Source organism: Pseudaestuariivita rosea, from assembly GCF_017592335.1.
Classification (GTDB): Bacteria; Pseudomonadota; Alphaproteobacteria; order Rhodobacterales; family Rhodobacteraceae; genus Parasulfitobacter; species Parasulfitobacter rosea.
This window is the reverse complement of record NZ_JACNMP010000001.1, coordinates 312,229-323,676: the sequence shown is the minus strand read 5'-3', so window position 1 is coordinate 323,676 and position 11,448 is coordinate 312,229. Positions and strand designations below refer to the sequence as shown.

The following is an 11,448-nucleotide window of genomic DNA, read 5'->3' as shown; positions in this document are numbered from 1 at the left end:
CGAGACGCCGCCGAACGCACGATAGAGGCAACATGGCGCAGGATCGGTAAGCTGCTCGACCGCTTCACCCCGCAGGAATGTGCGAATTACCTTGTCAACTCAGGATACGCTTCAACCTGATCTCATCCTGCTCTAGTTGAAACATCTAGCCCCAGTGCGGCGTTGCCGACCGACAGGCCAAGTTCGCGCGGCGGATCAAGCAATTTGCACAGGCCGCACAAATCAATGCCAGCGCTTTTGAATCCAGTGTGGGCTCCGCTGCGTTTTCCGGAATTGAGACGCCCTGCAAGAGCCAACTCGATAATGTGTTCGATACTGCATGGACCTGTCACGTTTTCGTGCCGCTCCGATTACTCACTTAAGCTGCCTTTCGTTCGAAAGCCAAGGGACTCTTCCACCCGAGGGCTGAATGCACCGCTCCGGGTTTTCCGGAGGCTCCAAATCAAGGAAAGATTGGAGCCATGGAAAAGGACAACAGAGCGAACCGCTGTTCACCTGAGACACGCGAGCGAGCGGTGCGGATGGTGCTTGACAATCAAGGCAGCTATCCGATCTTAGGCCCTTGCTTTTGCGGTGACTTCATACCCCAAATGTGACGCGTTTGATCAGTCGCACAATGCTGAATCATGGCACTTTTCCTCTTTACAAAAGGGATCCCTTTTGTAAGTGGCGCTGTGCTTGGGTTCTGTCGGTCGAACTCCGCCGAAAAAACTGTGGAAAACTAACGCTGGCGGACTTCGAGGGTGAGTGTGTGATAGCCCTAGAAAGAGGGGTCCCTTTTGTGTGGCGATCAAGACTTGCCGCCAAGGATGCCTATCATGAGGACCCATACTATTCTGATCGCAGCCGCTGTCTCTGCTCTTCCCGGCCTCTACGGCCTTGGCTATGTGCAGGGCACAGGTGCCTGTAACGCTCAAAGGATCAAAGAAGCTTTTGGCGAGCTATCCCAAGGTGTTTTGATGAACACGCCTCTGATTAGTATCCTTTATAAGCTTGGGCTGAAGTCAGGTATTGAGGGGAACTGTAGCGAAGACGAACTGGTCGCACTGGTTTTCACTGGTCAGAGCGATTTGATTAACTTGGACACGCCTGAGGCATTGCGGTAGACAGGTTTCACCATTTGACGGCAAGCACAATGGAACTGGAGTGGCTGGCCTCATCTACCTTTCTCTCTTTCATGGTCATGATTGGTTGCTCTTGCAACCGAACTAGGCCTGTCCTTAGTCAGATAATTTGGTACAGCTGAGCGTTTTTTGATTGGAGGCTCTGGCTCAAGAAAGCCGCTGCCCCGAGTATGCTGCAAGCAAAGGGTATCTGGTTGCAGCGGTTTTCCCCGACACGATTTCAGGCGGCGGGGATTTCATGAAACGCCTTGGCATGCTGGCTTTGCTGTCGTTCTTGGATGCCCAGCCGAACACCAACTTCGTGGCGATGATTGACGATCTCAAGCGCTTTGCCCGTGACACGCGGTTCCATCTCGACCTGCGGGATGCGTTCCGCTGCCGCGGGGCCAGTATCGAATGCCTGAACTTTAAGTTTGAAGATACGCCCGAAGGAGAATTCATTGAGACCATCATGGCAGCCCAGGGCGCATTAGAGCGTAAGCAGAACGAGCGGCAAGTCTCTCAGAAGATGAAAGCGCGCATGCAAGATGGCTATTGGGTGTTCCCCGCCCCCATCGGCTATCGCTATGAGAAAATCCGCGGCCACGGCAAGATATTAAAGATGGATGGGTGCGCCAACAGGAAGTAACGCGCCTGCTGGACAGAGAGATTTATGCAGGGCTGATCAGCTATGGTCCCTGGGGCCTGTCGCGGATCAAGGGGCACCATGCGCCCATTATCTCGGCCGAAACCTTTAGACGCCTCCAAGAGCGCCGGTCGCAAAAACAGCTCGCCCCTGCAAGAAAAGACATTGGCGAGGATTTTGCGCTGCGGGGCTTTGTCACCTGCCACGATTGTGGCGCGGCCCTGCGGTCCTGTTGGTCGAAAGGCAAGACCAAGCATCATCCCTATTATCTGTGCCAGACGAAAGGATGTCCTTCTTACGGCAAGTCAATCCGACGCGATGTTCTGGAAGGGGATGTCGGCAAGCTTATCCGTCGCCTGGAACCGACCCCAAAGCTGATTGCCCTCGCAAAGCTGATGTTCCGCAAGGCATGGGACATGCGGATCGCACAACACCGTCACGATGCTAAGACCTTCGCAAAGCAGATCGCGGATATCGACAAACAGATCGATGTCTTGGTGGGTCGGCTCATGGACACCGACAATCCGACCGTGATCCGAGCCTATGAAACCAAGATCGCGGCGATGGAACAAGAAAAGATAAATTTACAAGATAAACAGGCCCAACAGCCCGCACCACACAGAGACTTTGATGCTGTGCTAGAACTCTCCCTCAGCTTCCTGGCAAGCCCTTGGAAACTTGGGGACTCTGGCCATATAACCTTCCGTAGAACCGTCCTGAAACTGGCCTTTGCAGACCGCCTTGCATACTGCCGGGAAACAGGGCCTAGAACACCCCAATTGTCCATACCGTTCAAGGCTTTAGCTGGAGCGGAAGGTATGTTGGGGACAAATGGTGGAGCCTAGGGGAGTCGAACCCCTGACCTCTTGCATGCCATGCAAGCGCTCTCCCAACTGAGCTAAGGCCCCAACACCAGCGTCACTTAAAGAACGACGGGGGCGAGATCAAGTGAAAACTCGCCCTGCGTTTAAGCTTTAGGAATCGTCGTCATCCGATGCGACATCGGCAATGTCGTCCAGCGAAACGCTGTCATCGTCGTCGTCTTCCAACACATCGTCGCCCAGATCAACATCCGCGGCGTCATCATCATCCAGAACCGCATCATCTTCTATATCAGCGGTTTCCATTTTGGCGGTTTCAGGATCTGCCTTGTCCGCGATCATGTTCTGGTTTTTTCCAGTGTCCAGCGTGACAACTTCACCAGTGTACGGGCTGACGACCGGATCGCGGCCCATGTCATAGAACCGCTTACCGGTCGTTGGGCAAAGGCGCTTTACACCCCATTCTTCCTTGGCCATCGGTTTTCCCTTTGAAACTTGTTCACATTGCAAGGTAATCAGCGCGAACTGCCATATGTTGCGCGTAGTGTCAAAGTGATTCACAGTCTTTTTGCAACCAGACGGGACGCGGGATGAATAAATATGTGCTAAAGGGCAACCCACCGGTGGAAATTGCGCTTAGACGCTCGGCCAGGGCGCGCCGTTTATCATTGCGGGTGTCGCAGTTGGACGGGCGCGTGACCTTAACCATGCCATCAATCATGCCCGCGACCGAGGCCCTTCGGTTTGCCGATGAAAAGGCGACGTGGGTCCGTGAAAAGCTGGCGGATCAGCCGGGTGAACTGCGCCCGGTCTTTGGTGAAAAAATGCTGTATCGCGGTGAATACCTGGACATTGTGGCCGGTGGGGGGCGCGTGGCACGGATCGAAGGCCATCAAATACGTGTACCTGGCAATCATGATGACGTTGCCCGGCGGATTGGCGCCTTTCTAAAGGCACAGGCCAAGGTCAATCTGCATCGGGCCAGCGAAAACTATGCGGATAGGTTGGGAAAGACGTACAACCGTATCACTCTGCGCGATACGCGGTCGCGGTGGGGATCATGTTCGTCGACCGGCAACCTGAACTATTCGTGGCGTCTGATTATGGCACCGCCCGAGGTACTGAACTATGTCGCCGCACATGAGGTCGCTCATCTGGCACAGATGAACCATTCACAAACATACTGGAATACGGTGCAGGCCATTCATGGCCCTTATGATGCGCCGCGACTGTGGTTGCGTCAGAATGGTCATCTGCTGCACCGATATCGGTTTCAGGATTGACGTTGCCGTGTTTTGTGATCACGTTTGACAGATGCTGATCCAGTCCAAATCCGAAGGCGGTATTCCCCCGCAAAGCGCCATTCACGATCAGATTTACCGCACACTGCGCACACGTATCATGCACGGAGAGCTTCTGCCAGGACAGGCCCTGACCCTGCGCGGGATCGGCCAGGAATATGGCGTGTCGATGACCCCTGTGCGCGAGGCGATGCGGCGGCTGGTCGCCGAGGGCGCACTGTTTCTGTCATCCTCGGGCCGCGTTTCCACGCCCGAGCTGTCAGACGACCGGATTGAGGAACTGGCGGCATTGCGCGCGCTTTTGGAACCTGAACTGGCATCGCGTGCTTTGCCACGGGCGCATATCGCGCTGATCGATCGGCTTGGTGCGATCAATAACACCATCGCGATCGTTGTCGCCAAAGGCGACGCTGTCGGCTATATTCGCAGCAATCTGGAGTTTCACCGCACGCTTTATCTGCGCGCGCAGGCACCCGCGATGCTGGCGATTGCGGAAACCGTGTGGCTGCAACTGGGGCCGACGATGCGCAAACTTTACGGCAAGCTGCAGCGCACCGAACCGCCGCGTCATCACCGTCTTATTCTGGCCGCCCTGAAAGCGGGGGATGAACCCGGCCTGCGACTGGCCGTCCGCACGGATGTCACAGCCGGGTTAAAAATGCTGACACAATAGCAGCGTCAGAGCGCCCCGTGGCAATGTTTAAATTTCTTACCTGACCCACAGGGACACGGATCATTACGACCGGGATTGCCCCAGGTTGAGGGATCATCTTCAACAAAGCCTTCAATAGCATTTGGAAACTTCTCGGCGGGCCCGGCCACCTTTGCCATCGCATCCCGTTGCGCCTGGATTTGGGCCAGCATCGCTTCCTGTTCTTCCGGGGTCATTGGACGGACCTGGGCCAGTTTTTGCGTAACCTCTTCACGCAAACTGTCCAGCAAACTTTCAAACAATTGGAAAGCTTCGGTTTTATATTCGTTCAACGGGTCGCGCTGCGCATATCCACGGAAACCGATAACCGTGCGAAGCTGTTCCAGGGTCACAAGATGTTCGCGCCACTTGGTGTCGATGGTCTGCAATAGTAGCTGCTTTTCAATCTGCCGCATCTGATCGGAGCCAAACGCAACGGCCTTTTTCGCCATGAATTCATCGCTGGCCTTTTCAAGCCGTTCGCGCATGATTTCGTCATCCACGCCCTCTTCCTGCGCCCAATCAGCGACGGGTGCGTCCAGCCCAAGGCGTTCCAGAACCGCATTTTGCATTGCCTGAAGATCCCACTGATCGGCATAGGTTTTGGGCGGCATGTATTCATAGACCAGATCATCGATGACCTGGTGACGCATGTCCTGAGTGATTTCGGACACATCATCAGTTTCCATAATTTCGCGGCGTTGGCCAAAGATCACCTTGCGCTGATCGTTCATCACATCATCGAACTTCAGCAACTGTTTGCGGATGTCAAAATTGCGGCCTTCGACCTTGGCCTGGGCTTTTTCAAGCGACTTGTTGACCATCGGATGCACGATGGCTTCGCCTTCTTTCATGCCCAAGGCCGACAGAACCCTTTCAAGACGTTCCGACCCGAAAATCCGCATCAGATCATCTTCCAGCGACAGGAAGAAAGATGAACGCCCCGGGTCGCCCTGACGCCCCGACCGACCGCGCAGCTGGTTGTCGATCCGGCGGGATTCATGGCGTTCAGTGGCAAGAACGAACAGACCGCCCGCCTCTTTCACCTTTTCCTTTTCATCAGCGACCTCGGCCTCGATCCGGGTGCGGACCTGATCCGGGTCAGCTTCGGGGTCTTCGGCCAGCGCCTGCAAGACGCGCATTTCGACGTTGCCGCCAAGCTGAATGTCTGTACCGCGTCCGGCCATGTTGGTCGCGATGGTCACAGCGCCCAGCTTGCCCGCGTCTGCCACGATCTGGGCTTCCTGTTCGTGTTGACGGGCATTCAGAACGTTATGCGGTATCTTTTCCTTGCTTAGAAGCGCGCTAAGGAACTCGGACTTTTCAATGGATGTGGTGCCGACCAGAACCGGCTGATGCTTTTCGTGGGCCTGTTTGATTTCGTCGACAATGGCACCGTATTTTTCCTCAGCGGTACGGAAAATCTGATCATGTTCATCAATGCGGGCAATCGGGCGATGGGTCGGAATTTCGATCACACCCAGACCGTAGATCTGGCCAAATTCTTCGGCCTCGGTCAGAGCGGTCCCGGTCATACCGGCCAGCTTGTCGTAAAGGCGGAAATAATTCTGGAACGTCACACTGGCGTGGGTGACGTTTTCAGGTTTGATGTCCACCCCTTCTTTGGCCTCGATTGCCTGGTGCAACCCCTGTGACAGGCGACGGCCGGGCGTCATGCGGCCGGTAAATTCGTCGACCAGCACAACCTCGCCGTTGCGGACGACATAATCCTTGTCTTTGGTAAACATCTTGTGGGCCCGCAGACCCTGGTTGATGTGGTGTACAATTGTGGTGCTTTCGGGGTCATAAAGCGTTTGATCTTCGGGCAAGATCGTCAATTCATGAAGGCGCTCTTCAAGAAACTCGTTGCCTTCATCGGTCAGCGAAACATTACGCTGTTTTTCATCCAGCTCAAAATGGTCATCTTGCAGTTCTGGGATGACCTTATCGATCGCCTCATATAGGTCAGATCGATCTTCGGCCGGGCCCGAGATAATCAGCGGTGTACGGGCTTCGTCAATCAGGATGCTATCGACTTCATCCACAATCGCGAAATTGTGTTTACGCTGTGCGATATCGCGCAGGCTGGGCTTCATGTTGTCGCGCAGATAATCAAAGGCCAGTTCGTTGTTGGTGGCATAGGTGACATCAGCAGCGTAAGCCGCTTTTTTCTCATCATCTGGCTGCATCGAATAGACAACGCTGCAGGTCAGACCCAATGCGTTATAGACCTTGCCCATCCAATCCGAGTCGCGCTTGGCCAGATAGTCGTTCACGGTCACGATATGCACGCCCTTGCCGGTCAGGGCGTTCAGGTAGGCGGGGAAGGTCGCAACAAGTGTCTTGCCTTCACCGGTCTTCATTTCGGCAATATTGCCACGGTGCAGAAAAATGCCGCCGATCAACTGCGTATCAAAAGCACGCAACCCAAGCGCACGGCGCGCAGCTTCGCGACAGTTGGCGAAGGCTTCGGGCAGCAGATCATCCAGACTTTCGCCCTTCATCGCCCGTGTGGCCAATTCTTCGGTCTTGTCTTTCAGGCCGTCGTCTGACAGCGCCTCGAATTCAGGTTCCAGGGCATTTATCTTTTCAATAAGCAGTCGGGTCGCCTTGACCTTGCGGTCGTTTGTTGTGCCAAAGACCTTCTTGGCAATTGTTCCAATACCCAACATAATCTCTCCGCGCCGTCGCTTAACGTCATTGTCATGAGGGAGTTGCTTGCTCGTCCGGGTTCCTGCCCATAGAACATGCCAGATACAGGCCCTCACGCACGCAAGCGATGTAAGGGGCCGGTTCAAGAGTGTCAACGTCGCCCTTACGTGCGGCTGATCCAAAGGATGAATAGATGTTGAAACGACATAACCTTCTGACCGCAACTGTGCTGACAGCGGCATTGGCGTTGCCCGTTTTGGGGCAGGACGCATTGCCCGACGCAGAGGACGGTGTAACGGCCGAAACTGTCGTCGCCACAGTCAATGGTCAGGACATAACAGTGGGCCATATGATCATCGCGCGATCGCAGTTACCCATGCAGTATCAGCAGCTTCCCGACGATGTGCTGTTCGAAGGGCTTCTGGATCAACTGACACAACAGGCGTTGCTGGCACAGTCAGTGGAAACGACCCCGCGGCGCGTGGAAATGGCCCTTGAAAACGAACAGCGCAGCATGCTGGCTGGCGAGGCCATTCAAGGCGTCACTGAAAGCGCCATCACTGACGAGGCGGTCCAGAAACTATATGACGAAACCTATGTGAATGCCGATCCTGAACAGGAATATCAGGCAGCCCATATCCTGGTTGAAACCGAAGAAGAGGCGATTGAAATCAAAGGCCAGCTGGACGAAGGCGCCGATTTCGCAACGCTGGCGCAGGAAAAATCGACCGGCCCATCGGGACCGAACGGTGGCGATCTGGGATGGTTTGGTGCAGGCATGATGGTTCAGCCTTTCGAAGATGCCGTTGTCGCACTTGAAGCCGGGCAGGTTTCAGACCCTGTTCAGACACAGTTCGGCTGGCATGTGATCAAGCTGAATGAAACCCGCGTCAAATCGGCCCCTGCACTGGATGACGTTCGTGCCGAACTGGAAACGCAGGTGCAGCGCGATGCCGTCGATGCGCGCTTGGCTGAACTGCGCGAACAGGCCGAAATCACCACCTCTGAAGAGGGCGCGGTGAACCCGTCGGTCCTGCAAAATGTCGATTTGTTGCAGAACTGAGCCATGAAAAAATCCCCATTGGCGCCGGATCATTTTCCGGCGCTTCCTATGATTCAGGGCGTTCGCTTTTCGGCGCTTGAGGCAGGCGTGCGTTATAAAGGTCGCGCCGATGTCATGCTGGCCGCCCTTGATGCGGGCACAACAATTGCGGGTGTCTTTACCAAGTCCACAACGCGCGCGGCACCTGTTCTGGATTGTCAGACCAAAATCGGCGGTGCCGCAGATCAGGGCGCTGCTTTCATTGTCAATTCCGGCAATGCCAATGCTTTCACCGGCAAAAATGGGCAAGAAGCTGTTTCGCGGATTACCTTAGCCGTTGCAGATCAGCTTGGCGTGCCCCAGGCACGCGTTTTCAGCTCATCCACTGGTGTGATTGGTGAACCCCTGCCGCATGACAAGATCACTGCGAAAATCGCACAGCTTTGGGATGGCTTGTCGCCCGATGGCATCGAAAGTGCGGCCCAGGCCATCATGACCACAGACACGTTTCCAAAGGGCGCTGGTTGTAGCCTGCTGATAGACGGGAAACAGGTCAATATCGCAGGTATCGCCAAAGGGTCAGGCATGATTGCCCCCAATATGGCAACGATGCTTGTATATATCTTTACTGATGCCGCAATCCCGCAAGCTAAACTGCAGCAGACGCTGACCGAACTGACCAATGTGACCTTCAACTGCATCACCGTCGATAGTGACACTTCGACGTCGGACACCTTGCTGATGGCCGCAACCGGTACGTCGGGCATAGATGTTAGCGGCGATGACAGCTTTCGAGAGGCGCTGCACAACATCATGCTGGATCTGGCCCATCAGGTCGTCAAGGATGGCGAGGGCGCCACGAAGTTCATCGAAATCAATGTCACCGGTGCCGCCAATGACGCCGATGCCAAAACCATTGGACTGTCGATTGCAAACTCACCTCTGGTGAAAACGGCAATTGCGGGCGAAGATCCGAACTGGGGGCGCATTGTTATGGCTGTTGGAAAGTCCGGTGCGCAGGCCGATCGGGATCGCTTGGCAATACGTTTTGGGGATATTCTGGTCGCTGAAAACGGGTGGGTATCGCCTGAGTATAAAGAAGAGCTTGGCGCGGGTTATATGAAAAATCAGGATCTGACGATCCGGGTTGATCTTGGGCTGGGGGACGGTCGGGCACGTGTCTGGACCTGTGATCTGACCCACGGATATATCAGCATCAACGCGGATTATCGGTCATGAAGGTTGTTCTGGTGTCCGCCGTTGCGCTGATTGACGTGGACGGCCGCGTTTTACTGGCGCAGCGCCCCGAAGGCAAATCGATGGCCGGTTTATGGGAATTCCCCGGCGGCAAGGTCGAAACCGGCGAAACACCGGAGGCTGCCCTGATCCGAGAATTAGACGAAGAACTGGGCATTAACACATGGCAAAGCTGCCTGGCGCCCCTGACGTTTGCCAGCCACAGTTACGATGATTTCCACTTGCTAATGCCACTGTTTGCCTGTCGTAAGTGGGACGGCATCCCCCAATCGAAAGAGGGTCAGAAACTGGCCTGGGCCCGCCCGAACGAACTGCGCAACTACCCGATGCCAGCGGCAGATATTCCCCTGATCCCGATCTTGCGCGACTGGCTATAGGTCACATCTGCACAAAAAATCTTCACATATTGCGTGAAATTTGTGCAAAAATATCAGTAATATGACGAAAATATAGCTGTTCAGTAAACAAATTCCGGCTATATTCAGCCTACCCAGAGAGGAGGGTGTGAAATGCTAAGAACTATAACAATAGGCAGTTGCGTTTCCGTGCAAGGTGTTTTGGTATCCAAGCTTTCCAATGGCAAGATCCGCATTCGTGTGGGCGAAAAGACTTACGAAGGCTTTCCCGTTTCAACAAAAATAGCCGCGTGAAGGCTAATAAACGACCAACGTAAAACAGGGGCGCTTTTGCGTCCCTTTTTGATTATTTCGCGTCCCTACATCGAAGGTTTGACGCAAAAATACGCAATCACCGGATTTATGTCCCGTCTTTGCCTTATTCCCTGCGATTTAATCGGGCATTCATATCCTGATGCTATGAGTTTTATGATTCCGGGCTGGACAGATGACGATCTGCTTACGTAACATTGACGTGAGGATCTGAAACATACAGCCTTGGAATCAATCCAGGTGTAACGAGCAGGACCAAGGTGTGACGCGATTTTTCTGTAAAGTGGTTTGCGGTGTTTGTACGGCAAGTGTGATGCTGACAACCCCGCTGATGGCCGAACGGAACAAGCTGTATCTTGAGGCAACGACATCCGCCGCGACCATGGGCGGGGGGACGTCGGCAAATCGCCAGAAAGCACCATTTTCCTATTATCGTCAGCTTGAAGCGAGCTATGTGCAACGCGGTCATCTGCGCAGCGAACATGCGCCGCAAGACGTGCCATGGGACCGTGCGACACTGGCTGAAAACTTCATTCAGATCGCGCTTTATAACGAATACAACAACCGCAATGGCGGCTTTTCATCCTCAAAAACAGAAAGTGTGCTAAGACGATGGGAAAAGCCCGTGCGCATCAGCACTGTGTATGGCAAAGGCGTTTCGCCTGAACGTCGCCAGGCCTTTTCCCGTGAAATCAGCCGGACGGTGCAGACCTTGCGATCCGCGACCGGTCATTCGATTTCCCGCAGCAATGATAAACCAAATCTTCTTGTCCTAGTGGTGGGCGAGAAGGAACGTCAAAACCTAAAGCCATTTCTAACCCAGAAACTGCCCGACATCAGTCCGCAAGGCCTTCGCGCGATCATCAATATGCCGAAAAACGTCATGTGCATGGTTCTGGCGCGCCCGTATTCGGACCTTAGACATGGGTATAAGGGGGCCGTTGTGGTGGTCCGGGCCGAACATTCGCAACGTATGCGTAAATCCTGCATTCAAGAGGAATTGGCCCAGTCCATGGGTCTGCCAAATGACAGCCCAATGGCGCGCCCATCAATTTTCAACGACAACGAAGAATTCGGGGTTTTGACCAATCATGATCTGGCACTTTTGCGGATGCTGTATGATGACCGCCTAAGGCCTGGAATGACGATTGAGCAGGTCAAACCGCTGCTGCCGGCCCTTACAAAAGCAGCATTACATTAACGTAAAGCAGATTCGCTGGGTCCCAGACTTGATCCTGGGCCGCATGAATCAACCAGCTGAAAACAA

At 54.4% G+C, this 11,448-nt stretch carries 11 protein-coding genes and 1 tRNA gene; 9 read left to right on the top strand and 3 right to left on the bottom strand.

The genetic code is table 11. The features are described from left to right. The first annotated feature begins 818 nt into the window (after positions 1 to 818). The 3 genes from H7848_RS01560 (at position 819) to H7848_RS01550 (ending at position 2,594) form a co-directional block, all read left to right on the top strand. Positions 819 to 1,106: a hypothetical protein gene (locus H7848_RS01560; RefSeq protein WP_208347434.1), complete on the top strand. Its 288-nt coding sequence runs from the start codon at positions 819 to 821 to the stop codon at positions 1,104 to 1,106. A gap of 151 nt (positions 1,107 to 1,257) precedes the next feature. Next, positions 1,258 to 1,752 carry a recombinase family protein gene (locus tag H7848_RS01555; RefSeq protein ID WP_208347432.1) on the top strand — a complete coding sequence of 165 codons (495 nt, stop codon included), beginning with the start codon at positions 1,258 to 1,260 and terminating at the stop codon, positions 1,750 to 1,752. Next, positions 1,734 to 2,594 (top strand): recombinase zinc beta ribbon domain-containing protein, encoded by an 861-nt coding sequence (locus tag H7848_RS01550; protein ID WP_208347431.1) that lies wholly within the window; start codon positions 1,734 to 1,736, stop codon positions 2,592 to 2,594. Before H7848_RS01555 ends, H7848_RS01550 begins: the two co-directional genes overlap by 19 nt. Here H7848_RS01550 and H7848_RS01545 read toward each other — a convergent pair. Further along, positions 2,582 to 2,657: transfer RNA gene (locus H7848_RS01545), tRNA-Ala, on the bottom strand. The genes H7848_RS01550 and H7848_RS01545 overlap by 13 nt on opposite strands. Positions 2,658 to 2,723: 66 nt before the next feature. Continuing rightward, positions 2,724 to 3,047 (bottom strand): TIGR02300 family protein, encoded by a 324-nt coding sequence (locus H7848_RS01540; protein ID WP_208347429.1) that lies wholly within the window; start codon positions 3,045 to 3,047, stop codon positions 2,724 to 2,726. A gap of 113 nt (positions 3,048 to 3,160) precedes the next feature. Here H7848_RS01540 and H7848_RS01535 point away from each other — a divergent pair, with 113 nt between their 5' ends. After that, entirely contained in the window at positions 3,161 to 3,853 is a 693-nt protein-coding gene (locus H7848_RS01535; RefSeq protein ID WP_208347428.1) for a M48 family metallopeptidase, read from the top strand. A gap of 31 nt (positions 3,854 to 3,884) precedes the next feature. Next, on the top strand, positions 3,885 to 4,544 hold the full coding sequence (locus H7848_RS01530; protein ID WP_208347427.1) for a GntR family transcriptional regulator: 660 nt from the start codon (positions 3,885 to 3,887) through the stop codon (positions 4,542 to 4,544). Between the two features lie 5 nt (positions 4,545 to 4,549). Here the strand turns inward: H7848_RS01530 and secA are convergent, their stop codons facing one another. Continuing rightward, on the bottom strand, positions 4,550 to 7,234 hold the full coding sequence (gene secA / locus H7848_RS01525) for a preprotein translocase subunit SecA (RefSeq protein ID WP_208347426.1): 2,685 nt from the start codon (positions 7,232 to 7,234) through the stop codon (positions 4,550 to 4,552). A 173-nt stretch (positions 7,235 to 7,407) separates the two neighbouring features. Between secA and H7848_RS01520 the strand changes: the two genes are divergently transcribed. The 4 genes from H7848_RS01520 to H7848_RS01505 all read left to right on the top strand — a co-directional run bounded on the left by H7848_RS01520 (position 7,408) and on the right by H7848_RS01505 (position 11,382). Next, positions 7,408 to 8,277: a peptidylprolyl isomerase gene (locus tag H7848_RS01520; RefSeq protein WP_208347425.1), complete on the top strand. Its 870-nt coding sequence runs from the start codon at positions 7,408 to 7,410 to the stop codon at positions 8,275 to 8,277. Between the two features lie 3 nt (positions 8,278 to 8,280). Further along, a complete protein-coding gene (argJ, locus tag H7848_RS01515; protein ID WP_208347424.1) occupies positions 8,281 to 9,495 on the top strand; it encodes a bifunctional glutamate N-acetyltransferase/amino-acid acetyltransferase ArgJ in 1,215 nt (404 codons plus the stop codon). Next, positions 9,492 to 9,890, top strand: coding sequence for a (deoxy)nucleoside triphosphate pyrophosphohydrolase (locus tag H7848_RS01510; protein WP_208347423.1), 399 nt, complete (start codon positions 9,492 to 9,494; stop codon positions 9,888 to 9,890). Before argJ ends, H7848_RS01510 begins: the two co-directional genes overlap by 4 nt. Positions 9,891 to 10,494: 604 nt before the next feature. Then, positions 10,495 to 11,382, top strand: coding sequence for a DUF2927 domain-containing protein (locus H7848_RS01505; protein WP_208347421.1), 888 nt, complete (start codon positions 10,495 to 10,497; stop codon positions 11,380 to 11,382). The last annotated feature ends 66 nt before the right edge of the window (positions 11,383 to 11,448 follow it).

Excerpts from the sequence above, each read along its gene's own strand:
- secA (WP_208347426.1), bottom strand. The coding sequence starts at position 7,234 with ATGTTGGGTATTGGAACAATTGCCAAGAAGGTCTTTGGCACAACAAAC.
- H7848_RS01535 (WP_208347428.1), top strand. The coding sequence starts at position 3,161 with ATGAATAAATATGTGCTAAAGGGCAACCCACCGGTGGAAATTGCGCTT.
- H7848_RS01520 (WP_208347425.1), top strand. The coding sequence starts at position 7,408 with ATGTTGAAACGACATAACCTTCTGACCGCAACTGTGCTGACAGCGGCA.
- H7848_RS01510 (WP_208347423.1), top strand. The coding sequence starts at position 9,492 with ATGAAGGTTGTTCTGGTGTCCGCCGTTGCGCTGATTGACGTGGACGGC.
- H7848_RS01530 (WP_208347427.1), top strand. The coding sequence starts at position 3,885 with ATGCTGATCCAGTCCAAATCCGAAGGCGGTATTCCCCCGCAAAGCGCC.
- argJ (WP_208347424.1), top strand. The coding sequence starts at position 8,281 with ATGAAAAAATCCCCATTGGCGCCGGATCATTTTCCGGCGCTTCCTATG.
- H7848_RS01505 (WP_208347421.1), top strand. The coding sequence starts at position 10,495 with ATGCTGACAACCCCGCTGATGGCCGAACGGAACAAGCTGTATCTTGAG.
- H7848_RS01540 (WP_208347429.1), bottom strand. The coding sequence starts at position 3,047 with ATGGCCAAGGAAGAATGGGGTGTAAAGCGCCTTTGCCCAACGACCGGT.
- H7848_RS01560 (WP_208347434.1), top strand. The coding sequence starts at position 819 with ATGAGGACCCATACTATTCTGATCGCAGCCGCTGTCTCTGCTCTTCCC.